This is a genomic window from Paenibacillus cucumis (ex Kampfer et al. 2016) (genome assembly GCF_019748695.1).
Classification (GTDB): domain Bacteria; phylum Bacillota; class Bacilli; order Paenibacillales; family Paenibacillaceae; genus Paenibacillus; species Paenibacillus polysaccharolyticus.
Map to the genome: position 1 here is coordinate 1 of NZ_JACLIC010000004.1, position 26322 is coordinate 26322.

18 protein-coding genes, 1 tRNA gene and 1 other annotated feature are annotated in these 26322 nt (G+C 47.4%); of the genes, 18 read left to right on the forward strand and 1 reads right to left on the reverse strand.

Annotated features, from left to right (window positions below):
* Positions 1 to 561: 561 nt before the first annotated feature.
* A tRNA-Arg gene (locus H7T88_RS02045) sits at positions 562 to 635 on the reverse strand.
* Between the two features lie 295 nt (positions 636 to 930).
* Between H7T88_RS02045 and H7T88_RS02050 the strand changes: the two genes are divergently transcribed.
* From H7T88_RS02050 to H7T88_RS02135, 18 genes are all read left to right on the forward strand, one after another.
* Complete coding sequence (locus tag H7T88_RS02050; RefSeq protein WP_423246116.1) at positions 931 to 1803, forward strand: hypothetical protein; 873 nt, start codon at positions 931 to 933, stop codon at positions 1801 to 1803.
* Between the two features lie 135 nt (positions 1804 to 1938).
* On the forward strand, positions 1939 to 3279 hold the full coding sequence (gene tig, locus H7T88_RS02055; protein WP_221786600.1) for a trigger factor: 1341 nt from the start codon (positions 1939 to 1941) through the stop codon (positions 3277 to 3279).
* A 385-nt stretch (positions 3280 to 3664) separates the two neighbouring features.
* Positions 3665 to 4255 carry an ATP-dependent Clp endopeptidase proteolytic subunit ClpP gene (gene clpP, locus H7T88_RS02060; protein ID WP_090919143.1) on the forward strand — a complete coding sequence of 197 codons (591 nt, stop codon included), beginning with the start codon at positions 3665 to 3667 and terminating at the stop codon, positions 4253 to 4255.
* Between the two features lie 12 nt (positions 4256 to 4267).
* Positions 4268 to 5521: an ATP-dependent protease ATP-binding subunit ClpX gene (clpX, locus tag H7T88_RS02065; RefSeq protein WP_090919142.1), complete on the forward strand. Its 1254-nt coding sequence runs from the start codon at positions 4268 to 4270 to the stop codon at positions 5519 to 5521.
* A gap of 120 nt (positions 5522 to 5641) precedes the next feature.
* Positions 5642 to 6739, forward strand: coding sequence for a flavodoxin-dependent (E)-4-hydroxy-3-methylbut-2-enyl-diphosphate synthase (gene ispG / locus H7T88_RS02070; protein WP_090919140.1), 1098 nt, complete (start codon positions 5642 to 5644; stop codon positions 6737 to 6739).
* Between the two features lie 237 nt (positions 6740 to 6976).
* Entirely contained in the window at positions 6977 to 8734 is a 1758-nt protein-coding gene (lonB, locus tag H7T88_RS02075) for an ATP-dependent protease LonB (protein WP_090919138.1), read from the forward strand.
* Between the two features lie 86 nt (positions 8735 to 8820).
* Positions 8821 to 11160, forward strand: a complete 2340-nt coding sequence (lon, locus tag H7T88_RS02080; protein ID WP_090919136.1) for an endopeptidase La — start codon at positions 8821 to 8823, stop codon at positions 11158 to 11160.
* Positions 11161 to 11394: 234 nt separating this feature from the next.
* Positions 11395 to 12060 (forward strand): ribosome biogenesis GTP-binding protein YihA/YsxC, encoded by a 666-nt coding sequence (yihA, locus tag H7T88_RS02085; protein ID WP_221786602.1) that lies wholly within the window; start codon positions 11395 to 11397, stop codon positions 12058 to 12060.
* A gap of 342 nt (positions 12061 to 12402) precedes the next feature.
* A complete protein-coding gene (gene hemA, locus H7T88_RS02090; RefSeq protein ID WP_090919132.1) occupies positions 12403 to 13788 on the forward strand; it encodes a glutamyl-tRNA reductase in 1386 nt (461 codons plus the stop codon).
* Positions 13789 to 13802: 14 nt separating this feature from the next.
* Positions 13803 to 14630: a cytochrome c biogenesis protein CcsA gene (gene ccsA, locus H7T88_RS02095; RefSeq protein ID WP_373323281.1), complete on the forward strand. Its 828-nt coding sequence runs from the start codon at positions 13803 to 13805 to the stop codon at positions 14628 to 14630.
* 5 nt (positions 14631 to 14635) lie between these two features.
* Positions 14636 to 15286, forward strand: a complete 651-nt coding sequence (locus tag H7T88_RS02100; RefSeq protein ID WP_221786604.1) for a precorrin-2 dehydrogenase/sirohydrochlorin ferrochelatase family protein — start codon at positions 14636 to 14638, stop codon at positions 15284 to 15286.
* 2 nt (positions 15287 to 15288) lie between these two features.
* Positions 15289 to 16239, forward strand: a complete 951-nt coding sequence (gene hemC / locus H7T88_RS02105; protein WP_221786606.1) for a hydroxymethylbilane synthase — start codon at positions 15289 to 15291, stop codon at positions 16237 to 16239.
* A 4-nt stretch (positions 16240 to 16243) separates the two neighbouring features.
* Positions 16244 to 17803, forward strand: coding sequence for a uroporphyrinogen-III C-methyltransferase (gene cobA, locus H7T88_RS02110; RefSeq protein WP_221786608.1), 1560 nt, complete (start codon positions 16244 to 16246; stop codon positions 17801 to 17803).
* Between the two features lie 100 nt (positions 17804 to 17903).
* Positions 17904 to 18905, forward strand: a complete 1002-nt coding sequence (gene hemB, locus H7T88_RS02115; RefSeq protein ID WP_090919123.1) for a porphobilinogen synthase — start codon at positions 17904 to 17906, stop codon at positions 18903 to 18905.
* Between the two features lie 213 nt (positions 18906 to 19118).
* A complete protein-coding gene (hemL, locus tag H7T88_RS02120; protein WP_221786609.1) occupies positions 19119 to 20423 on the forward strand; it encodes a glutamate-1-semialdehyde 2,1-aminomutase in 1305 nt (434 codons plus the stop codon).
* Entirely contained in the window at positions 20420 to 21340 is a 921-nt protein-coding gene (locus H7T88_RS02125) for an RluA family pseudouridine synthase (RefSeq protein ID WP_154890969.1), read from the forward strand. Before hemL ends, H7T88_RS02125 begins: the two co-directional genes overlap by 4 nt.
* Positions 21341 to 21533: 193 nt before the next feature.
* Positions 21534 to 23096: a LysM peptidoglycan-binding domain-containing protein gene (locus tag H7T88_RS02130; RefSeq protein ID WP_221786611.1), complete on the forward strand. Its 1563-nt coding sequence runs from the start codon at positions 21534 to 21536 to the stop codon at positions 23094 to 23096.
* Positions 23097 to 23262: 166 nt separating this feature from the next.
* Positions 23263 to 23547, forward strand: a binding site (T-box leader).
* A 59-nt stretch (positions 23548 to 23606) separates the two neighbouring features.
* A complete protein-coding gene (locus H7T88_RS02135; RefSeq protein ID WP_221786620.1) occupies positions 23607 to 26270 on the forward strand; it encodes a valine--tRNA ligase in 2664 nt (887 codons plus the stop codon).
* Positions 26271 to 26322: the final 52 nt, after the last annotated feature.

The window sequence follows — 26322 nt, forward strand, 5'->3', positions numbered from 1 at the left end:
CTTACAACCGCTCTCCTTGACGAAGGCATACCATGTGGTAACCAACCCACGGATAGCAGCGTGCCAACCGTCGCTCGCATATGGACCCCCGCGCTTAGGACTTCGACGAAATTGCAGTATTTTTGTGCTGGGCTTGACTAAAACGTTCATAGCAACGATCACGAGAAACCTTATTTGGAGGAACAAGAGCTTTCTCGAATTCTAACGATCCCTAGGAACGCTATTTAGACAATTTAGGGCGAAAAAACACAAAAAAAGCACGAAATCGATGAAATAAGCTCTCTGGTGATCGTTAGAAAATAAAAACGGTGAAAATGGGAGGAATAAGCTTCATGGTGATCGTTAGAGGTTTTGGTACGATGACGAGGTGCTGATGTATTTGTTAAATGGTTTAATAGCTTTCAGGAACGGTTTGCTTCCTTGAGTCAGAGCCATGAGGTAAGGAGGGACGAAGTGAATACCTTAGAAACAAGGCAACCGAACCTAATGCTTCAACGAACTGCCCGAGGTTCTCATCCCCAGAACGCAAAAAAAGCTTCCCGAAGGAAGCTTCTTTTTTGACGTCCCAGGAGGGATTCGAACCCCCGACCGACGGCTTAGAAGGCCGTTGCTCTATCCTGCTGAGCTACTGAGACATGGAAATTTTTCAAGCAAAAATGATTATATCATAAGTAAAAAAATATATCAAACGTTTTATTTTAAGCTTGTTTTCATATATGATATTTGGCGGCCGCAACGTTTTTTTCTTTCTAATTAAGGTTATGTTAGAATATCAGAAGAACTCAGAAAATAGATCCATATTTCCTTGATATATATCTATTCACGGTCGATTTGGGCTGGAGATTCAGGAACAGAGGAGGTGCCCTTATCAAGGAATCCACAACCCCGGAAACCGAGCACAACAATAAAATTGTGTTGTTTCCAAAAACGTTGGACTATTACCAGATACAGCTGACGGTTATGCTTGAAAATGAACGTTACGGTGAAGCAATGGACTTGCTTCGCTTTTTGTTGCAATGCCAAGGACAGGAAGAACGTCACTATGACGAGTGGAGAGCGTTGCTGGAGTGGTTGCAGGCTGCTTTCCCTCAATATGAAGAATCAGAAATGCAGACCATTCGAGAAGAAGAGGAAGAAGACATCAGCGAAGAAGAGATGGCAAGGCAACACGCCAAGTCGAAACTTGCTCAGGACGATGGTTACGCAGATAAGTTGCTCGGGACAGTTATGGAAGGCCCACTATCTGAACAGACGATGCTGGCTCTCGAACAACTGGCATTTTTGGACGTTCCGAAAGTGGATGAAGAACTGATTAGGTGGCTGCAAACGAAGGTGCTTCATCCACTATTACAGTTCAGAGTCATGCAAACCCTGCGTCGTCGAGGGGTACAAGACATCATTCATTTCACTAGAGGTGACGAAGAAGTAGAGGTTGATATCGCTAGCGTTCCACTTAAACCGGAAGAATTTCCACTTCAGATTGTGCAGATCCTGGAACGAGTAGCAGACCAGACGGAGGTTCATGAACCTACGCTCTTTTATTTTGCCCAGGAACTGTGGATACAATATGTTATGGCGGTTTATGGGACAAGGGATTACCAGTCTATGCTCGAGCAAAATGATGATATGGCGGACATTTGGGCGGCCGCGCTACATATGACGGTTGCAGACAGCCTGGGCGGCTCGCACGATGAGGAAAATACGCGCTCGATGTACGCTGTGACAGGTGCAATGAGGTTTCGACTGGAGCAGGCATATCGCTCTATGAAACAGTTTGTTTCCGCCGGTTTGGACGGTCATTAAGAGGCGGAAACGTTTACCTTAAACCGTATCAAGGGATTCCCCTTGAAAAAGAATGTAAACTTGTTTATACTAAAATGGTTATTTTGTACGTGATCGCCTACGTGAACATGTGAATTTTGGAGGGGAAAGTATACAATGAAAGCAACTTGGGAAAAGATAGAGAAGAACCTTGGGGTTCTTGAGGTTGAAATCGGTGCAGAGCGCGTAACAGAAGCACTCGACAAAGCTTTTAATAAAGTAGTAAAACAAGCAAACGTGCCTGGATTCCGTAAAGGTAAAGTGCCACGTCCAATCTTCGAAGCTCGTTTCGGAGTGGAAAGCCTTTATCAAGAAGCAATTGACATCTTGCTTCCAGAAGCTTACACAGAAGCGATTGATCAAACGGATATCTTCCCGGTAGATCGTCCTGATGTGGACATCGAGCAATTCGGTAAAGGACAATCCTTCAAATTTAAAGCGAAAGTAACTGTGAAACCAGAAGTTACCCTGGGTGACTACAAAGGTGTCGAAGTTGCTGTAGCTAAAGGTGAAGTAACGGATGCAGAAGTTGCAGAAGAGCTGGAGCGTTTGCAACAGCGTCATGCTGAACTGGTTGTAGTTGACGAAGGTGCTGCAGCGAACGGCGATGTTGCTGTAATCGACTTCGACGGTTCTGTTGATGGTGTACCTTTCGAAGGTGGACAAGCTGAGCGTTATTCCTTGGAACTGGGTTCCAACACATTCATTCCAGGATTTGAAGAGCAAGTAGTGGGTCTGTCCACTGGCGACTTCAAAGACGTTGAAGTGACTTTCCCAGAGAGCTACCATGCAACAGAGTTGGCTGGCAAACAAGCAGTATTCAAAGTGAAAGTTCATGAAATCAAACGCAAACAACTTCCAGAACTGGATGATGAGTTTGCTAAAGATGTGAGCGAGTTTGATACTCTGGAAGAGTACAAAGCTGACCTCAAAACACAACTGGATTCCCGTAAAGCAGATGAGTTCAAAGCTGCACAGGAAAACGCAGTTGTAGAAAAAGTAGCTGAAAACGCTGAAGTGGACATCCCTGCTGCAATGGTTGACAGTGAAGTACAGAACATGATGCGCGATTTCGACAACCGTCTTCGCAGCCAAGGCATGAACCTTGAAATGTTCATGAGCTTCTCCGGTCAGACTCAAGCTGACTTGAGAGCACAAATGCAAGACGATGCTTCAAAACGTGTTCGCAACAACCTGGTGCTTGAAGCAGTAGGAAAAGCGGAAAATATCGAAGTTTCTGATGAAGAAGTGAACCAAGAACTCGAGAAAATGGCTGAATCTTACAAGCGTCCTGCTGAAGAGATCCGTGGCATCCTCGAAGGTAACGGTTCCCTGGACAGCCTTCGTGATGAAGTTAAATTGCGCAAAACAATCGAAGTTCTCGTTGAGAACAGCAAAGTTGTTGAGCCAGTTGAAGCTCCAGCCGAAGAAGCTGCTGCAGAAGCTGACGAAAAATAAGACAAGCTGTGTGATTTTGACAGCTATATAAACGATAAGGCACGTGAGTCATTGCGTGCCTTATTTTTAAATTGCGACATCCATTTTATAGAAAAATGAGTGTTGATATGGATTCTCATTCATTTTATTGCAAGGTGCCCATTTTCCGTTGATTTCAAACCTTTGTTCTTGGATGGAAATAAAAAAATACCAAGACGGCATAGGATGGATGTAATTTGCACATACATAGAAAACATGGTTAAATATGATCAGGCTACATCGTAAACATCCCTAACATAACGTGTTTTCTGAAAAATGACATTGTCAAAGGAACATGTTAAAATGATTTTGGGTTTGCTTTACAGTCAGCCTATGTCTAATTACATGTAGAAAAGAGGTTGGTCTCATGAGTCTGGTGCCAATGGTTGTTGAACAAACCAATCGAGGCGAGCGTTCTTACGATATATATTCACGTTTGCTGAAGGATCGCATTATTTTTCTGACCAGTGCGATTGATGACGATGTAGCCAATCTTGTCATAGCTCAGCTTTTATTTTTGGCAGCCGACGATCCTGAGAAGGATATCAGCTTGTATATTAATTCACCTGGTGGTTCTGTTACGGCAGGGATGGGTATATACGATACGATGCAATTTATCAAGCCGGATGTATCGACCATTTGCGTAGGTATGGCAGCAAGCATGGGCTCTTTATTGCTGACCGCAGGCGCTCCAGGCAAAAGATATGCGCTTACGAACAGTGAAGTGATGATTCACCAGCCGCTTGGCGGCGTTCAAGGACAGGCTGCGGATATCAAAATCCATGCAGAATGGATCATTAAAACTCGTCAGAAACTGAATCAAATATATGTTGATCGTACAGGTCAGCCCCTTGATAAAATTGAGCGGGATACAGACCGTGACTTTTTCATGAGTGCGGAAGAAGCGAAAACGTACGGCATTATTGACCAGGTGCTCAGCAGACCGATCAATTCCTAAAGGGGTGGTTTCATGTTTAAATTTAACGATGAGAAAGGGCAACTGAAATGCTCTTTTTGCGGTAAATCTCAGGAGCAAGTTCGCAAGCTGGTCGCTGGACCAGGCGTATACATCTGTGATGAATGTATTGAACTTTGCACCGAAATTGTAGAGGAAGAACTCGGTCATGATGAAGAAGTAGACCTGAAAGATATTCCGAAACCAAAAGAAATCCGTGATATTCTTGATCAATATGTTATTGGTCAGGAACAAGCGAAAAAATCTTTGTCCGTAGCTGTGTACAACCACTACAAACGGATTAATACACAAAGCAAGATTGAAGATGTAGAGTTGTCGAAGAGTAACATTTTGCTGTTAGGACCTACGGGTTCCGGTAAAACGTTGCTTGCACAAACGATGGCGAAAATTCTGAACGTTCCTTTTGCTATTGCGGATGCAACTTCATTGACAGAAGCGGGATACGTGGGTGAGGATGTCGAGAACATTCTGCTTAAGCTGATCCAAGCGGCTGACTATGATGTAGAAAAAGCAGAACGCGGCATTATCTATATTGATGAGATTGATAAAGTAGCACGTAAATCGGAGAACCCGTCCATTACTCGTGACGTGTCAGGTGAAGGTGTTCAGCAAGCTTTGCTGAAGATTCTTGAAGGTACAGTTGCTTCGGTTCCGCCACAAGGTGGTCGCAAGCATCCACATCAAGAGTTCATTCAGATTGATACAACCAACATCTTGTTCATCTGTGGTGGTGCCTTTGATGGTCTGGAGCAAATGATCAAACGCCGGATCGGTAAAAAAGTCATTGGCTTTAACGCCGCTACGGAGCAAAAAGATCTGAAACCGGGTGAATACCTCGGTATGGTATTGCCAGAAGACTTGCTGAAATTCGGTTTGATTCCGGAATTCGTAGGCCGTCTGCCAGTAATCTCTACGTTGGAGCCACTGGATGAAGATACGTTGGTACGGATTCTGTCCGAACCGAAAAATGCGCTGACGAAGCAGTACCAAAAACTGCTTGAGCTGGACAATGTAAATCTGGTTTTTGAACCGGGTGCATTGCTGGCGATTGCCAAAGAAGCAATCAAGCGTAACACGGGTGCACGTGGTTTGCGTGCAATCATTGAAGGCATCATGCTGGAAATCATGTATGAAGTACCTTCACGTGAAGACGTGACCAGCTGTGTCATTACCGAAGAAGTTGTTGAGAAAAAAGTTGTGCCTGAACTTGGCCAATCAAAGGACGATAAGCAGGAAGAGAGTGCTTAATTGACATTCTTTCAGCTGAGCTTTGAAATATAGACTTGTCAGTTCTCCACTTGGGCAGAAGGCGTATATATGGTCTTTTGTCAGAGTGGAGCTTTGACGTTGTGGGGAGAGAAATCACTCATGTATTTAAGACAGGACACCCGTCCCGTAAAAGTAGGGAACTTGACAATTGGTGGCAGTAACGAAGTTATTATTCAAAGTATGTGTACGACCAAAACAGCAGACGTTGAAGCGACAGTTGCAGAAATTTTGCGATTGGAAGAAGCCGGATGCCAAGTGGTACGTGTAACGGTGAATAATGAGGAAGCTGCGGCAGCGATTAAGGAAATCAAGAAGCGGATTCACATTCCGCTCGTGGCAGACATTCATTTTAACTACAAACTTGCCTTGCTTGCTATCGAGAATGGCATTGATAAAGTTCGGATCAATCCAGGTAACATCGGTAAACGTGCTAAAGTCGAAGAGGTCGTCAAGGCGTGTAAGGAAAAGGGGATTCCGATTCGAATCGGGGTAAACGCGGGTTCACTAGAGAATCATCTGCTTGAAAAGTATGGCTATCCTACTGCGGATGCTATGGTCGAAAGTGCGCTGTTCCACATTGGTATTTTGGAAGAACTTGATTTCCATGATATCATCGTTTCACTTAAAGCGTCGGATGTACCGATGGCTATTGAAGCTTATACAAAGGCAGCTCAGATTATTCCTTATCCGTTGCACCTCGGCATTACCGAGGCAGGAACTCTGTTTTCAGGCACGATCAAAAGTTCCGCGGGTATGGGCGCACTGCTCTCTATGGGAATTGGTTCAACGATGCGTATTTCGCTTAGTGCCGATCCGGTAGAAGAGATTAAAGTTGCGCGCGATCTGCTCAAAACTTTTGGACTCATCTCCAATGCGGCTACACTGATCTCTTGCCCAACTTGCGGGCGTTTGGATATTGATCTCTTCTCCATCGCCAACGAAGTGGAAGAGTATATCTCCAAGCTTAAGGTGCCGATCAAAGTATCTGTACTGGGCTGTGCGGTAAATGGCCCAGGCGAAGCCAAAGAAGCGGATATTGGCATTGCCGGTGCCCGTGGAGAAGGTCTTTTATTCCGTCATGGACAAATGATCCGTAAAGTGCCGGAAGAGATTATGGTAGAGGAATTGAAAAAAGAAATCGACAAAATTGTTGAAGCTTATGAAGAAACAGGGGTTATCCCTGGGCGTTCGCACTAATTTTTTTTGTACAAGTGTTCCCAAAAAAATGATTCCTATCATCCAAGCGATAGTGATACGTTTAAATAGTTGAAATGTGAAAGCCTGCCATACGTGGCGGGCTTTTTGCTTACTCATGAACAAATTCTCAAGCACAAATTCGTCTTGTTCCGTTTACGTCTCGTCGAAAAGGCTATACTACCAAGTATTAGCATGATTACAGATGAGAAGAAGGACAGAACAGGAGGATGTTGAGATATGGGTGAGTTTGGCATGGTATTCATGTTGATACAGTTATTTTTTGGCGTGGTGATCGGATTATACTTCTGGAACTTGCTACGAGGCCAGAAAACGAACCGAACTGCTGTTGAGCGTGAATCGCGAAAAGAACTGGAGAAGCTGCGCAAGCTACGTTCGATATCACTGACGAAGCCACTGGCGGAGAAGACGCGTCCAGCTACTATTAACGATATTGTTGGGCAAAAAGACGGACTACGCGCGCTCAAGGCCGCTTTATGTAGTGCCAATCCGCAGCATGTGATTATATATGGCCCCCCGGGAGTAGGGAAAACGGCAGCCGCAAGGGTAGTGCTGGAAGAAGCGAAGAAAAACCCGACTTCTCCCTTCAAAGCCGATGCTAAATTTACGGAGCTGGATGCCACAACGGCTCGTTTTGATGAGCGAGGTATTGCGGACCCACTCATTGGTTCCGTTCATGATCCGATCTATCAGGGAGCAGGAGCTATGGGCGTGGCGGGAATTCCTCAACCGAAGCCGGGTGCGGTGACCAAGGCACATGGTGGTATGCTTTTTATTGATGAAATTGGAGAATTACATTCCATTCAGATGAATAAACTGCTCAAAGTGCTGGAAGACCGCAAGGTCTTTTTGGAAAGTGCGTACTATAACTCCGAAGACACGCATACTCCTGCTTATATCCATGATATTTTCCAGAATGGGTTGCCTGCTGATTTTCGTCTGGTTGGAGCAACGACACGTTCCCCGCATGAGCTTCCTCCTGCCTTACGTTCACGGTGTATGGAGGTCTATTTCCGTCCATTGTTACCAGAGGAGATTGGAAGGATTGCGGAAGATGCTGTTCAGAAAATCGGGTTCAGTCCTTGTCCGGATGCCGTTGATGTGGTCAAGCGATATGCGACCAATGGGCGTGAAGCGGTCAATATCATTCAGCTAGCCGCTGGACTTGCACTCACTGAAAAGCGTGAGACACTTCAGGCTTCTGATGTCGAGTGGGTTGCCGGGAGCAGTCAGATCCAGCCAAGGCCGGATCGTAAGGTGCCTTCACAGCCGCAGGTCGGGTTTGTCAATGGGCTCGCTGTTTACGGACCGAATATGGGTACCATTTTGGAGATTGAGGTGTCAGCGGTTCCTGCACCGAAAGACCAGGGCCGCATCAACATCACAGGCGTCGTGGATGAGGAAGAGATTGGAGGCGGTTCCCGTACACTACGGCGGAAAAGTATGGCTAAAGGTTCGGTTGAAAATGTGTTAACCGTCTTGAAAGCGATGGGTATCCGCACGAGTGATTATGATTTACATGTGAATTTTCCGGGAGGCACGCCGATTGATGGTCCATCGGCCGGAATTGCCATGGCTACAGCAATCGCTTCAGCCATTCAAGGACGCCCTGTAGACCACGAGATTGCTATGACAGGCGAGATTAGTATCCATGGCCGCGTTAAACCGATTGGCGGTGTACTGGCGAAGGTGGAGGCGGCTTTCCAGGCTGGGGCGAAGACGGTCATTATACCGGCGGAGAATTGGCAGTCCATTTTTGACAATCTGGATGGCTTGCGGGTGATCCCAGTAGATACGGTTCAGGATGTATTCCGTGAAGTCTTTGGTTGGGAACCGGGAGCGCAACAAGTGGAACAGCAGGTAGTTGCAGAAGAGACGGCATTACCTAAACCGGAGATCTTTCCTCCGGCATCCGCCTCCTTTTTAAGGGCAGAGTCACCTCGTCCAGGGCGAGTTACAGATTCGGGAAGCTGCTAAGCGCTTCCCTTCATTGGTTTTTTATGTGAACATTTGATAGAATAATGAATGACTACAACCTGAGAGCCATTGGAGGTGCGAAAGCGATGGGACCGAGCAAATCGAAAGGTCGTCGTTTTCCTTTACTGCCTTTAAGAGGACTTCTCGTCTACCCGAGTATGGTGCTGCATCTCGATGTGGGCCGGGAGAAATCGGTCAAGGCTTTAGAAAAAGCGATGGTAGAAGAACATTTGATTCTCCTATGTTCCCAAGCCGAGGTAAATATTGAGGAACCTACACGAGAGGATATTTTCCGCATTGGAACCGTAGCTAAGGTAAGACAGATGTTAAAGCTACCCAACGGAACGATCCGAGTACTTGTGGAAGGCTTGGAACGGGCTGAAATTATTGAATATACGGACAACGAAGAATACTACGAGGTGCTGGCGCTAGAACTGCCTGAGGAAGAGAACGCTCATCCCGAGACAGATGCCCTCATGCGTACCGTTCTGAACCAGTTCGAGAATTATATCAATCTGTCCAAAAAAGTAACCCCCGAGACACTCGCTGCCGTATCAGACATTGAAGAACCGGGGCGTCTTGCGGACGTTATTACAAGCCATTTGTCTCTGAAAATCAAGGACAAACAGGAAATTCTGGAGACCATCGACGTTCGGGAACGTCTGGAGAAACTGCTGGACATCCTGAATAATGAGCGTGAAGTGCTGGAGCTTGAACGCAAGATCAGCCAACGTGTAAAGAAACAGATGGAGAAAACCCAGAAAGAATACTATTTGCGTGAGCAGATGAAGGCGATTCAGAAGGAACTCGGTGAAAAAGAGGGCCGTGCGGGCGAAGTGGAAGAACTTCGTAATCAGATGGAAAGTCTGGGCCTGCCGGACAAGGTGAAGGAGAAGGTCGAGAAGGAAATTGATCGACTGGAGAAAATGCCTGCAAGTTCTGCCGAGGGTGGTGTCATCCGCAACTATGTGGATTGGCTACTTGCGTTACCTTGGAGCCAGGTGACGGATGATGATCTGGATATCCAGAAGGCCGAAGATGTGCTAAACGCCGACCATTACGGTCTGGAGAAACCCAAGGAACGTGTATTGGAGTATCTGGCCGTGCAGAAACTTGTCAAAAAACTCAAAGGTCCGATCCTTTGCCTAGTTGGCCCTCCAGGGGTAGGTAAAACTTCTCTGGCCCGTTCAATCGCAAGATCACTCGGTCGGGAATTTGTGCGTATCTCCCTCGGTGGCGTGCGGGATGAAGCAGAGATTCGTGGACACCGCCGTACCTACGTAGGTGCGATGCCTGGACGTATTATTCAGGGGATGAAAACAGCAGGATCACTTAACCCTGTATTTTTGCTGGATGAGATCGACAAAATGGCTTCAGACTTCCGTGGAGACCCTTCGTCTGCATTGCTGGAGGTGTTGGATCCGGAGCAGAACAATACGTTTAGTGATCACTTTGTGGAGTTGCCTTTTGACTTATCTAACGTTATGTTCATAACTACTGCGAACACGGTGCACAACATTCCGCGTCCATTATTGGATCGTATGGAAATGCTGAATATTCCGGGTTACACCGAGCTGGAGAAGTTGCAAATATCCAAAAACTATTTGCTTCCCAAACAGAAGAAGGATCACGGTCTCGAAGAAGACCAACTGGAAGTGCCAGAGGATAGCTTGCTAAAAGTCATTCGTGAGTATACGCGTGAATCGGGTGTGAGAAATCTGGAACAGCAAATGGCATCACTTTGCCGGAAGGCGGCTAAAAATATCGTATCCGGTGTAGAGGGTCAGATTGTGATCTTGCCGGATGATGTTAAGGACTATCTCGGTCCGGGCAAATTCCGCTATGGCATGGCTGAGCTGGAAGATCAGATTGGTACGGTAACCGGGCTTGCATGGACTGAGGTGGGCGGAGACACGCTTGTGATCGAAGTAACCGTGGTGCCGGGAACAGGCAAGCTGACGCTTACGGGTAAGCTCGGAGACGTTATGAAAGAATCTGCTCAGGCAGCTTTCAGTTATACACGTTCGAAAGCAGCACAGCTCGGCATTGCGTCTGATTTCCATGAGAAGAACGACATTCACATCCACGTACCAGAAGGTGCCATCCCTAAAGACGGCCCATCAGCCGGTATTACGATGGCAACAGCCTTGATCTCAGCTCTGACGAATAAACATGTGTCGAAAGACATTGCTATGACAGGTGAAATTACATTACGCGGACGGGTGTTGCCGATTGGCGGCTTGAAAGAAAAGTCACTTGCAGCCCACCGTGCGGGTTACAAAAAAATATTGTTACCTAAGGATAACGAAAGAGATCTGCGCGACATTCCGGATAGCATCAAGGAAGATGTGGAATTTGTGCCCGTAGCTCATATGGATCAGGTGTTGCAGCATGCTCTTGTGGAACAGGCAGGCATTCATCTGTAACCGACACTTATCCGCAAAGATTAAATGGAGAGTAGACCGTTCGGCGGGGGCTTCGGCGTCCGCTTGAACGGTTTTTTTCGTGATAATCTGATGTTTTTCGAGTACAAAAGTTGTTTTTTTGGGTACAGGAGAGGTTTTTTTTGATATGATAGAAGGAATGATGGCATAATACGGGATGAAAATGTGGAAATGTTATGCTTGCAAGACAGGAGTTTAAGAGAGGAAAGATGCAATTTGAAAGTCAATCAATCTGAATTTATAATTAGTGCCGTTCGGCCTGAACAATATCCAGATGACGGTCTGCCGGAGATTGCCCTGGCGGGGCGCTCCAATGTGGGCAAGTCATCACTGATCAACCGATTGATCAATCGTAAAAATCTGGCGCGTACAAGTTCAACTCCGGGTAAAACCCAGCAACTGAACTATTATAAGATCAATCAGGATCTGTATTTCGTCGATTTTCCGGGTTACGGGTACGCCAAAGTATCCAAAGAGCAACGTTTTGCCTGGGGTAAAATGATGGAAAAGTACTTGCTACAACGGGATGAATTGAAGCTTGTGATGCAGATGGTGGACATGAGACATGAGCCATCCAAGGATGACAAAATGATGAATGAATGGCTACGCCATCATGGTCTGCCGCTGGTCGTTGTGGCTACGAAAATGGACAAGATTCCCAAGACACGCAGAGCCAAGCACATTAAAGTCATCAAGGAAGCACTGGGTCTTCGATCAGGCGACTTGTTTGTCCCTTTTTCATCCGAGGAAGGTCTGGGCAAGGAAGAACTGTGGGATATTATTACCCGCCACGCCCGCGTAGACAAGTACGCACCAGTTGAAGAAGAGGCGGATCACGAGGCTGGAGAAACTGTTCAAACAGCTGGGGATGACAATTACTAACCTATAATATTTGAAACAACACATCATGTATCCCGCACCTAGATAGTCATGGAATGATTCCATGACTATTTGTTATAAGCAGTCTTGAACAGGTTTGCAGAAATCTCCGTTTTCTCAAATATTCACTATTCGTTCCATATAACGAATAAGGGTGTACATTCGTGAGACACTACAATATATCACAATGCATATGATAATCATCATGTTGATTTCATAAACATTTCATAAAAATGGGCGAGTGATGGACTTGATGTGTGATATAATTAACTATGTCAATCTGAACTGGATAGAGATATACAGTAAGCACTTTGATTGGAAATTTATTAGGCAGGTGAACTTGCAATGCACATCGTTGTTGTTGGTTTGAATTATCGCACGGCGCCTGTAGAGGTCAGAGAACGATTCACATTTGCAGAAAAGGACTTGTCTGAAGCGCTGCAGCAGCTCAAGCTGACCAAGAGTGTATTGGAAGGTGTAATCGTAGCCACTTGTAATCGTACGGAATTGTACGTTGTGGTCGACCGTCTTCACATGTGCGGTTATTTTATTCGAACATTCATGGAGCAATGGTTTAACGTTCCGCGGGAAGAATTTACGCAACACTTATATATATATGAGGATGATCAAGCCATGCGCCATCTGTTCCGGGTCATTTGCGGACTGGATTCGATGGTCATTGGAGAGACTCAGATTCTCGGCCAAGTGAAACAGGCTTTTTTCAAAGCACAGGAAGAGAAAGCTACCGGAACTTGGTTTAACCAATTGTTTAAACAGGCGGTTACCTTGGGCAAGCGGGCACATTCGGAAACTTCCATCGGGGAGAGTGCCGTTTCTGTCAGCTATGCTGCGGTTGAACTGGGCAAGCGGATTTTTGGTATGTTTACAGACAAAAAGGTACTTATTTTGGGTGCCGGCAAAATGAGTGAACTTACCGTAAAACATCTGTATGCCAACGGTGCATCTGAAGTTATCGTGGCCAACCGGACGCTTGCCAGAGCCGAGGAACTTGCCAGCAAATTCCGGGGAACGCCGTGTACGATGGAGCAGGCACTCACGAGACTGGGTGAAGTAGACATCGTCATCAGCTCTACAGGAGCAGAACGTTATATTCTCGATGCAGGTATTGTCCGGGAGAGCATGAAGCGCCGGCAAGCACGTCCGCTGTTCCTGATTGATATTGCCGTACCACGCGATATTGATCCGGCAATTGGCGAAATCTCTAACGTATTTCTCTACGATATTGATGATCTGGAAGGCATTGTGGAGAGCAATCTGGAGATGCGTAAGGTCGAAGCTGCGAAGATTGAGAGAATGATCGAACTGGAGATGGAAGATTATTACCAGTGGCTCAGAACACTCGGCGTTCGCCCAGTTATTCGGGCGTTGCAAGAGAAGGGCGTATCCATTCATGAAGAAACAATGGATAGTCTGTTCAACAAGCTTCCGGAGCTGGATGAGCATCAGCGTAAAGTCATTCGTCGTTTGACAAAAAGCATTGTCAACCAAATGACAACCGATCCGATTAATCGGATTAAGGAAATGGCAGGTACGAAGCAAGGTGATGAAGCACTGCGCATGTTTACGCAGATTTTCGCGCTGGAGGATGCAGTGGAAGTGGCTGCAGAAAAAGTGAATCAGAGCGATGCAACAGCTCTGGGCAAACCAGCGATTCACCTGAACGAAAACCGGCAAGACCCCGTGCCGGCTTATGTCCCGGCAGGCGTATAAGGCAGGTGGGCAACTTGACCCTTGCTGAACAAGTCTATGAAGCTTTAATTTATATGTATGCCCTGAGCCTACTGTTCTATTTCTCGGACTGCATTCGACGCAATGCGGGGGCGAAGCGGACAGGCACAGGGTTTCTTGTTGTTGTTTGGGGACTGCAAGTGACCCATGTTATCATGCGAATGTGGGCTGAAGGTCACTTCCCGATCTATACTACATTTGATTTTTTGTTTATTTTTTCGTTCAGCATTGTGCTGATGTCATTGATTATGACCCGGGTTCAACGCTCAGAGTTTGTTATCCTGCTACTCAATATCGTTGGATTCTCGGTAACGGTTTTGAACCGATTGTGGTTTACAGCGGGCGAAATCTCGTTGCACAACTGGCAGACGGTTCACGGTTTGTTAATTATGCACATTACACTGGCTAATCTGGGCTTTGCAGCTTTAACGGTTGCTTCGGTCTTTGCGTTGTTGTACCTGTTCTTGCACCATAAGTTGAAAAACAAAAAATGGAATGATACGGTACGGCGTTTACCCAGCTTGGAGGTCATTGGAAAATATATGGATGGTGCCACATTGATTGGTACTCCGCTTCTGGGAGTATCCGTTGTACTGGCTGTATTGTCCATCGTTGCGGAACGACGGTGGCATCTGTTGCTTGATCTGAAGGTGATTGCGACGGGTCTCGCGATTGCCATCTATGTTGGTTATTTCGTAGTCAAGAGAAGAAAGCAATTTTCGATGATGATCATGTCCAGATGGACATTGATTGGATATGCACTTGTCATCATGAGCTTTTTATCCAATGCGTATTCGGCGTTTCATCGCTGGACGGGAGAGTGAAGGATATGGAACACTATACGCCGATTTATGTAAATACTTCAGACAAATCTGTTCTCGTGATCGGTGGAGGACGTGTTGCTGAGCGTAAAGTAAGAGGATTGTTGCAGACTGAGGCCCGAATTACGGTCGTCAGCCCTCTGCTTACGCCCACTCTCGAACAATTGCATCAGGAATCCCGAATCGAGTGGATAGCCCGGTCCTACCGCAATGGAGATTTGCGGGGGGCCTTTCTCGTATATGCAGCAACGGACGATCCGCATGTTAATCATGCAGTAGTTCAAGAAGCTGAAGTTGGGGCAATACTGGTGAACGATGCGATGTCTTCCGGTAATAGCAGTTTTATTACGCCGAGTGTGGTTAGACGAGGGCGGTTAAGCATTGCCATCTCGACTGCCGGTGCAGGACCTGCCGCGGCGGCCGAGATTCGTGCTTTGCTTGAACAACAGTTTGGAGATGAATACGAGACGTATCTTGATTTTTTACATCAGATGAGAATGGAGATTAAATCTCGCGGGCTGCCTCCAACTGTAAGAAGTACGCTACTGCGCCGTCTAACGGAAATGGACATTTTGGATACGATACGAACGGGTCAGTTTGAGTGGTGGAGCGAAGAAAAAATCGGGAACTGGATATCCCGTAATCAGGAGGAAATGTAGATATGCGGACAATTAAAGTGGGCAGCAGACAAAGCGCTCTGGCACTAACCCAGACCGGCTATGTGATTCAGGACTTACGCAATATTTGTGAGCGGGAAGGTTTAGCTTTTGACTTTGAGGTACATAAGATCGTGACAAAGGGAGATCTCATTCTGGATGTGACTTTGTCCAAAGTAGGTGGTAAAGGTTTGTTTGTTAAAGAGATTGAACAGGCAATGCTTGATCACACCATCGATATGGCCGTGCACAGTATGAAGGACATGCCTTCCGAGCTTCCTGAAGGGCTTCTTAACGGTGCCGTTCCCCGTCGAGCTGATCCTCGGGATGCGTTAGTCTCTCGCGGCGGACTTACGCTGGATCAACTGCCAGAGGGTGCCCGGGTTGGAACAAGCAGTCTGCGGAGATCAAGTCAGTTGAAGGCGTACCGACCTGATCTTCAGCTGGAATCGATTCGTGGCAATATCGACTCACGTCTGCGGAAGCTTGAAACCGAAGGCCTGGACGCCATTATTTTGGCAGCAGCAGGCTTGTATCGGATGGGCTGGGAGGATCGAATTACCGAATATTTGTCTGAGGAAGCCTGCCTTCCTGCTGTAGGCCAAGGAGCTCTTGGCATTGAGTGCCGTGAGGATGACGAGGAGCTACTACATTTGCTCACCCTCTATAACGATCCAGCAACAGCTGCGCCGGTCATGGCAGAGCGTCGTTTCCTGAGTGTCTTAAACGGAGGGTGTCAGGTGCCGATTGGCGCACATGCGGTGTGGATGCCAGGAGATGATTCCCTGAACAGTGAAAACAAGTTACAATTAACGGGAATGGTTGGGATGCCGGATGGCAGGCTGATTTTGAAAGAAACATTGAGCGGCAAAGATCCGGTTCGCCTGGGAGAAGAAGTGGCTTGGAAGTTAATTGATCGCGGGGCTGAACAGATACTGGCAGAAGTTAGGGGATGAAGGCATGGCGGGGAAAGTCTTTTTGGTAGGTGCGGGTCCTGGGGATGCAAGGCTGATTACGGTAAAAGGTTGGGAAAGCATAGGCAAGGCTGACGCCGTGGTTTATGATCGACTCGCGAGTCCGCGATTGTTGAAACTGATGAAACCCGGTGCAGTCAAAATTTATGTGGGGAAACGACCGGATCGACATACGATGAAACAGGAAGAGATTAACCAGCTACTTGTGGATTTGGCGCTTGGAGGCAAAGTGGTTGTGCGTTTGAAAGGCGGAGATCCGACCATATTCGGACGGGTAGGGGAAGAGGCAGAGTTGCTGCACAAAAACGGTATTCCGTTTGAGATTGTACCTGGAGTAACCGCAGCCATCAGCGTGCCGGCATATGCAGGTATTCCGGTGACACACAGGGATTATGCTTCCTCCATCTCGATCATTACCGGACATGAAAGCCCGGACAAGCTGGATCGCAGTATTCAATGGGATAAAGTAACCAACGCTACGGGCACACTGGTGTTTATGATGGGGGTTGCCAAGATCGGCTATATTAGCGAACAGCTCATTCGTCATGGTCGTCCGGCTAGCACACCTGTGGCGCTTGTACGTTGGGGAACTCGGGCAGAACAGGATACCATCACGGGTACGCTGGAAGATATCGAAGCTAAAGTCATTGCGGCGAATTTTCAGCCACCAGCTGTCATCGTTGTTGGAGATGTGGTCAACCAGCGGGAGCAATTGAAATGGGCAGAGGTGCTGCCGCTGTTTGGCAAACGAATTCTGGTTACCCGTGCTCGCAGTCAGGCGAGTGAACTGGTGAATCGCATTGAAGAACTCGGTGGTGAACCCTATGAGTTCCCAGTCATTGAGACGGTTATGCCGTCTAGTGAATCCTCCAAACAAAGTGTCAAAGATGCACTGCATGCGTTAAATACGTTTGATTGGGTCTTTTTCACAAGTGTCAATGGCGTGGAGTTTTTCTTCCGTCATCTGGAAAACGAAGGTAAGGACATTCGCTCACTTCATCAGGCGAGAATTGCAGCAGTAGGACCATCTACGGCAGAAGCACTGCGCAAGCACGGTATTGCACCCGAAGTTGTCAAAGGGCCTTTTCAGGCAGAAGGCATGCTCGAAGCATTTGAAAGTGAGTTGAAGGCAGGCCAGACCGTGCTGATTCCACACGGTGATCTCGCACGGTCGTGGTTGCCGGAGCAATTGTCAGCACGCGGACTGCACGTTACCGAGGCGATCATCTATGACACCATTCTTGCAGGTGAGGATGATGACGAATTACTTAAGCTTCTTGAAGAGGGCGGTATTCATGCAGTGACCTTTACAAGCTCATCCACCGTGAAAAACTTCATGAAGATGCTGAAACGAATGGGTGTGGAAGATCCGTTGCCGTTGCTGAAGGGAGTAGAGGTTGCTTGTATTGGTCCGGTTACCGCGAAGACTGCGGAGGCTGTTGGACTGGAGGTTACTCTTATGGCGAAAGAAGCGACAATGACTAGCTTGATCGATGTTTTGTGTGAGTGGAAACGTGCTGGCAGTGTCGGTATTGTCAACAATTAAGTTGGACTAGCTTCGGCTGAACATATGAAGCGTGCTGAATTCGAGAAGAACCAGCGCGCTTCCCTTTTTACAAAATGAAATTTTAGGAGGTAAAAGATAGATGGGTTTTCCAATCGTACGTCATCGCCGTTTACGTCAATCGGCAGGTATTCGCAACATGGTAAGAGAGACACACTTGACTGTGGATGATTTTATTCAACCGATCTATGTCACATACGGTGAAAATGTAAAGTCCGAGATTAAATCGATGCCGGGTGTATTCCGTTTCTCGCTGGACCGTCTGCAGGAAGAAGTCACGGAAATAGCAGAGCTTGGCATTCCGGCTGTACTGCTGTTCGGGATTCCGGAAACAAAAGACAGTGTAGGTTCATCCGGTTTTGCAGAGGATGGCATTGTGCAGGAAGCGACGAGATTGATCAAATCCTGGTATCCCGAATTGCTGGTGATTGCAGACACTTGTCTATGTGAATTCACCGATCATGGTCACTGCGGAATGGTGCACACTACGGAGATTGATGGACATATCTGCGGTGATGTTCTGAATGACGAGTCCTTGGAACTGCTGGTGAAAACAGCCGTATCGCAAGCGAAGGCAGGCGCAGATATTATTGCACCGTCAAATATGATGGATGGATTTGTACAGGCTATTCGTGCAGGGCTGGATGAGAATGGATTTAATCATATTCCGATTATGTCTTATTCCGTCAAATACGCTTCAGCATTTTATGGCCCATTCCGTGAAGCAGCAGATTCCACACCGCAATTCGGAGACCGGAAATCCTATCAGATGGACCCGGCGAATGCTCGAGAAGCGTTGCGCGAAGCGGAAACGGATGTGCTGGAGGGAGCGGACATGCTGATGGTGAAACCATCACTTTCCTATCTCGATATTATGCGTACCATCAAGGATCAGTTTGATCTTCCGCTCGTTGCTTATAATGTAAGCGGGGAGTATGCAATGGTGAAGGCGGCCGCAATTCAAGGATGGATTGATGAGAAAAAGGTGGCCATGGAAATCTTGCTCAGCATGAAACGTGCCGGGGCAGATATGATTATTACGTATTACGCCAAAGATGCATCAAGATGGCTGGCTGAAAAGTAAACCAATGACTACCAACGAGTAACCATATATGTTCTTTATCTATGCCAATAAAACCTATAGACCTTGCTTTTTTAGAGAGTGGTGCGGCAGACTATGTAAGTTGAACAGATCATTTACACTGAAACGGAGAGGGCAGCTTGAGTTCAACTTATCTAGTCATTAAATGCATCAGTCTCTCTGCAAGCGAGGTCTTTATATTAAGGAGGATGTTCATTGACTGCACAACAAGGCAATCGTCGCAATGATGAGCGCTCACGCAGCGCATTTGAGGAAGCCAAGCAGTACATACCTGGAGGAGTGAATAGTCCGGTTCGGGCATTCAAATCTGTCGGACTCACACCGATCTATGCCGAACGCGGTGAGGGCTCCAAAATTTACGATATTGATGGCAATGCGTTCATTGATTACGTAGGTTCATGGGGCCCGCTGATTATGGGACATGCTCATCCTGAAGTTGTGGAAGCACTCCGGGAGACAGCTCTTAAGGGCACAAGTTTCGGTGCACCAACCCTGCTTGAGACAGAGATGGCAAAGCTGGTGTGCGAGCGTGTGCCTTCCATCGATATCGTGCGCATGGTGAATTCCGGTACGGAAGCAACGATGAGTGCCATTCGATTGGCACGCGGGTCAACGGGACGTAGTAAAATTTTGAAATTTGAAGGTTCCTACCATGGCCATGCCGACAGTTTGCTGATCAAAGCTGGATCAGGGGTAGCCACCCTTGGACTGCCGGACAGTCCTGGAGTGCCCGAAGGTGTGGCCGTGAATACAATTACGGTTCCTTACAATGATTTGCAGTCCGTGCGTCTTGCCTTTGAACGATACGGAGAAGAAATTGCGGGTGTAATCGTGGAGCCAGTTGCTGGCAATATGGGTGTCGTACCTCCAGCTGCCGGTTTTCTGGAAGGATTGCGTAGTGTGACTACGGAGTATGGAAGCCTGCTCATCTTTGATGAGGTGATGACGGGTTTCCGTGTAGGACTTCACTGTGCACAAGGTCGTTTTGGCGTTACACCGGATTTAACGTGTCTGGGTAAAGTTATCGGCGGCGGTCTTCCTGTAGGAGCATATGGCGGTCGCCGGGATCTGATGGAACAGATTGCGCCGACAGGCCCAATCTATCAGGCGGGTACACTAAGTGGTAATCCGCTGGCTATGGCTGCAGGTTATACGACGCTGAGACTTTTGACACCGGAAGTTTATGATCGTTTGGAGATGTTGTCTGCACGTTTGCAGGCTGGATTCGAGAAAAATGCAGCAGAAGCAGGTGTGGCGGTAACAATTAACCGTGTCGGTTCAATGGTGTGCCCATTCTTCAGTGCTGTACCGGTAACGAATTATGATATTGCCAAAGAAAGCAACCTGGATCAGTTCCGCCGTTATTTTGCAGCGATGATTGATCAAGGCGTTAGCGTGGCGCCGTCCCAGTATGAAGGGATGTTTGTGTCCGGTGTGCATACGGAGCAGGATATCGAGGATACCATTGAGGCCAACCGTAAGGCTTTGCAGTCGCTATGAGTATAAAAAGCTGGAAACGTCGCGGTCAATGGCTTGAGCTGATGCCAGGCAAGGCGGTGACTGGAAAAGAGGACAGACAAGCTGCTGCTGAACAGTGGCTCCTGTCTGAACTCAAGTTCCCGGAGAAGTTGCTGCGTCAGCTCAAGGCAACCCAGGGAGTACAGCTAGCAGGGGACCGGCTTCGGCTGGCCCTTTTTGCTGTGCAACCGCTGGGTGTGGAGACACGCTGGGCTGATCTGGATGTATTGTATGAGGATGATTTCTGTCTCGTCGTGCACAAACCGGCCGGTATGAAGCTTCATCCGGATGGAAGTCGTGAAGAACAGGTCGTTACGCTGGATCATGCGGTAGCTTCGTATTATGAGATCAATGGGATCGAGACCAGTGTACGTCATGTTCATCGTCTGGATGAAGATACGACCGGTCCTGTTTTATATGCCAAAAATGCTTTTGCGCTCGCGAAACTGGATGAAGCGATGCGTCTCAAAGCAATTGATCGTCAGTATGTTGCTATCACAGGCGGACAAGTACCCAGTGATCTCCGCAAGATTGATGCGCCGATTGGTAAGGACAGGCACCACAAGCAACGCAGACGTGTCTCCGAAGGAGGCCAGGATGCAATTACTCATGTGGACATCGTGCATGTATGGGAGAGGGCAACGCTGGTACGTCTGAAGCTGGAAACAGGGCGTACACACCAGATTCGCGTGCATCTCAGCTATGCTGGCTACCCTCTTGTCGGTGACAAACTGTACGGGGGGCGTTCGGACATCATAGGCAGGCAGGCATTGCATGGCGAAGTGCTGAGCTTTAACCATCCATTAACCGGAGCCTTAATTGAAGTACAAGACCCCTGGCCAGCGGATTTTGAACAATTGGCAGCGAGGGAGAGTCATAGCGTAGAAGGACAGACCTGATTTACTGGGTCTGTTTTTTTGTTTTTGGCTTTCTAAGGTGTTTAAAAAGTGTAGCAAACAGAACGGGCTTTTTTAACAAAGGTGGCATGCCCACCCTAGTTCAGGCATATAGATGGGTAACGAAGGATTGGACCATGGATCAGTCCCATGAGAAGGATCATGGTGAACATATGCCGAAAGGAGGACGCCACCTTTGTTGAATCAACCATACGGTTTGCGGTTCGATATTTATGAGCGCGTTCATTTGTCTGAGGGAGTGCCTGCCATTGAGGAATTGGAGGAAATTGAACTCTATCCGCGTATTCAGGTGATTGGACAGGACGACCATGCCACCTTGAGGGGGCATCTGCTACTTACAGGAACATACCGGGGGGAGAGCGAGGATTCGGAGGAATTAAAGCATTTTATTCCAGTCGAAATTACCGTGCCATTGAACCGGGTTAGATCCATTGATGATATTTCAATCGAGATTGAAAATTTTGATGTAGACCTGTTATCCAGTCGAAGTCTGAACATTACAGGTGTATTGTCCCTGCGAGGGATTGAAGGTTTCCCGGTCGAGGAGCCACAAGTGTGGTCGGCAGATGAATTCACGGTTGTTCATTCCCCCGAGGCTCAGCCTGACAGCAGAGAGAACGAATTGAGTCAGACAGAGCAGTCCGAGCTGTTGGAGCTGTCGGAACAAGCCGGGTTGCGTAACGAAGAGCAAGAGCTGGCGAATGCGGCTGAGCTTGTTGCATATGGTTCTCCGGAATCTGCTGATTTGTCGCCAAGAAGTGAACAGCAATCAGGGTATGAAGAACTATCGCAAGCCTACTGGAACCAGTCATCTGCCGAGCCACTACCATCTGATGTTGCTTCAACGGATGAATCGGATGAAAATAGATTGCCTGATTCAGATGAGGGGATTGTACCATCACAGGCATCACATGAAATGCATGAAGTCCCTTCTCCAATCTCGTCATTCATGGCTGAAACGGCTGACAGACTAGCTTCTTATCCTGAAGCGGAGCCATTGCTTCCGATAGAAGATGAAGCCTCAGCATGGTCTGAACCTTCGGTAAATAGTGTATCCGAAAATTCAGGATTATGGAGTTCAGAGGCTTCTGAGCAGGCGCGTTCTGAAGCAGCTTGGAAACCTCTTGAAGAGACCACGCCTGAGGTATGGCACTTTGAAGAAGCGCGGTCAAGTGGTTCGCAAGAAGAGCAGTTCATTTCGAATGCTGTGGCACAGCCGCAGACCGAGAACTGGCAAGATGTATTTGCTGGATCTGAACCGGCTCAGCCCGAAGAAGATCGGCCTTCACTGGAAGTGGCAGAGGAAGCCTCGCTGTTACAGAATGAGGAATTCCTCCCTGAGGCAATAGCTGAGGCGGAAGACAAGCCAGAGCTTAAGGTTGCTTTTGGTAGCAAGAAAGAATCGTCACGAAGAGAAGAAGAAGGCGTGGGCATTTCTTCCCTGTTATCATCCGGCCGGGCCGTCCGTGAAGTTGAGGGTGAACGCAGTGAGGAGGTTTCAGATGGAGTTGTTTCGGAAGAGGATCGTCAGGCAGAAGATGTAGAATGGAAAAATCTGTTCCTGGGTACGATTGTGGATCAGACGCCATTCCGCAAAGTCAAGCTGTGCATCGTACAGCGCGAAGAAACACTCGATGCCATTGCAGACAGATATCAGCTTAGCACCAGGGAGCTTCAGTTATATAATCGATTAACTGAACAGGTTGTTGAAGAAGGACAGATTCTATACATTCCTTAGTCACTAGGTTCAGGATACCGTATCCTATAAAACAGCCCGTAATTCCTCATAGGAATTGCGGGTTGTACCTGTTTTTGAACATTTTGGTTATCTAATAACCTCGTTCCGCTGTTGTCAGGTTGACTATCACGCACGAGCAAGGTATGATGTGTTTAGGATTTTTTGAATAATGACGTGGATCGGGAGTAGTAGACAGTATGACCTTTCAGAGAGTGGGATCGATGCGCTGTGAGATTCCGCAGGAACCAACTGATCGAAGTCGCCCGGGAGTTGCCTGTTTGAGTACTGGAGGTGGATGTAATACAATCATTAACCTCGGAGGTAGGATAGGCCGGTCGCAGCCGTTATCTGCTTGAAGTGTCACGCCGTCCGATTGAGAGCATGAACCATGATCTCTGTTATCAGCGTGAAACAAAGGTGGTACCGCGAAAGCTAACCTTTCGTCCTTTGATGGATGAAAGGTTTTTTTGTTTTTTTAGCGATGAAGATGACGTAACGGAGGAATGAAACATGTCTGAACAAAAAAAAGCAACAACTGAAATGCCGACGACTTACGATCCGAAGGCGGCAGAAGATAAATGGTACTCCACCTGGACGGAGCGCGGGTATTTCCAAGCGGGTAAACGCAAGGATGCCGAGCCATATACCATTGTAATTCCACCACCGAACGTAACAGGTATGCTTCACATTGGTCATGCACTTGACTTTACCCTGCAGGATATCCTCATTCGTACAAAACGGATGCAGGGTTATGACGCACTTTGGTTGCCAGGTTCCGACCACGCAGGTATTGCGACTCAGACGAAAGTGGAACAGAAGCTGCGTGAAGATGGATTGACGCGTTATGATCTGGGACGTGAGAAGTTTCTGGAGAAAGTCTGGGATTGGAAAGACCAGTACGCTACAACCATTCGTCAGCAATGGGGCAAAATGGGTCTGTCTCTCGACTACTCCCGTGAACGTTTTACGCTGGATGAAGGTCTATCCAAAGCGGTGCGTAAAGTATTTGTGCAGTTATATGAGAAAGGTCTTATTTATCGCGGTAAACGTATCATTAACTGGGATCCGGTGAATCGTACTGCGCTCTCGGATATTGAGGTTGAATATAAGGAAGTTCAGGGTCATCTCTATCATCTACGTTATCCGCTCAAAGACGGGAGTGGTCACATTACTGTGGCAACGACACGTCCGGAAACGATGCTGGGTGATTCTGCTGTTGCCGTTCATCCTAAAGATGAACGTTATGCAGACATGATCGGTAAAACACTCGTATTGCCAATCATCGGTCGTGAGATTCCAGTCATTGCGGATGACTACGTAGACAAAGAGTTCGGTAGCGGTGCAGTGAAAATCACACCTGCGCATGATCCGAATGACTTTGAAGTAGGTTTACGTCATGACTTGCCTCAAATTACCGTTATGGATGAAAGTGGAACAATGAATGCGGAAGCTGGCAAATATCAGGGGCTGGATCGTAGCGAATGCCGCAAACAGATCGTGGCTGATCTGAAAGAACAAGGTGTCCTGATTAATATTGAAGATCATATGCACCAGGTTGGACACAGTGAGCGCACCGGAGCAGTAGTGGAGCCTTACTTGTCCACACAATGGTTCGTAGAGATGAAACCACTCGCGGAGAGAGCAATCAAAAAGCAGCAAAGCGGCGAAGGGGTTAACTTTGTTCCGGATCGTTTTGAGAAAACGTATCTGAACTGGATTGAAAACGTTCGTGACTGGTGTATTTCCCGTCAACTGTGGTGGGGACATCGTATTCCTGCTTGGTACGATGAAGAAACAGGTGAAGTGATTGTATCCGCAGAAGATCCAACAACATTGCCTGAATATGCAGGGCGCAAGCTGAAACAGGATGAGGACGTTCTGGATACGTGGTTTAGCTCGGCACTATGGCCGTTCTCTACATTGGGCTGGCCTGAAAATACAGATGATCTGCAGCGTTATTATCCAACAAATGTACTCGTTACAGGTTATGACATCATTTATTTCTGGGTGGCGCGTATGATCTTCACTGCTCTGGAATTTACGGATGAAATTCCGTTCAAGGATGTACTGATGCATGGTCTTGTACGTGACGCTGATGGACGTAAGATGTCCAAGTCTCTTGGGAACGGTGTAGATCCGCTGGATGTTATCGAGAAGTACGGTGCAGATGCGATGCGTTACATGATCTCGACCAGCAGTACTCCGGGACAGGATTTGCGTTTCCGCTGGGAGCGGGTCGAGCAGGCTCGTAACTTCGCCAACAAAATCTGGAATGCTTCCCGCTTTGCGTTGATGAATCTGGAAGGTTTCACTTATGAAGATCGTGACATCAGCGGTGAGCTTGGAACAGCGGATTATTGGATTTTGCACCGCCTCAACGAAACTTCCCGAGATATTACGCGTCTAATCGATGCGTATGAGTTTGGGGAAACAGGGCGTGTATTGTACAACTTTATCTGGGATGATCTGTGTGACTGGTACATCGAATTCGCCAAGCTGTCATTCTACGGAGAAGATCCGGTTGCGAAAAAGAAAACACAATCGGTGCTGGCCTACGTGCTGGATCAGACCATGCGCCTGATTCATCCGTTCATGCCATACATCTCTGAAGAGATCTGGCAACATCTGCCTCATGAGGGAGAGACCATTACACTTGCTTCCTGGCCAGTATACGACCCTGCGCTGGAGAATCCGGGAGCTGTTGCGGAGATGAACTTGCTGATGGATACCATTCGCGCTGTTCGGAACATCCGTGCCGAAGTGAATGTGCCGATGAGCAAAAAGATCGAATTAATGGTCAAAGCGAACAGTGAAGAAGCATCTAGTATTATCGAACGCAACAGTCATTACATCAAACGCTTCTGTAATACATCCGAATTCGAGAGCGGATTGGATCTGAGTTCACCAGACAAAGCCATGACAGCGATCATCACGGGAGCGGAATTGTACTTGCCGCTCGCAGGTCTGATTGATATTGAGCAGGAAGTAGCTCGTCTGGAGAAAGAACTTCAGAACCTTGAAGGTGAAGTACTCCGTGTGGAGAAAAAACTGGCGAATGAGGGATTCGTAGCGAAGGCTCCTGCTAAAGTTATCGAGGAAGAACGCGCCAAACAAGCGGATTATTCGGATAAACGGGATAAAGTCATCGCACGAATCAAAGAGCTCAAAGGGTAATATCAAAAAGGGGCGGATGGAACGCTTTTGGCGCCATCCGGCTGCTTTTTTC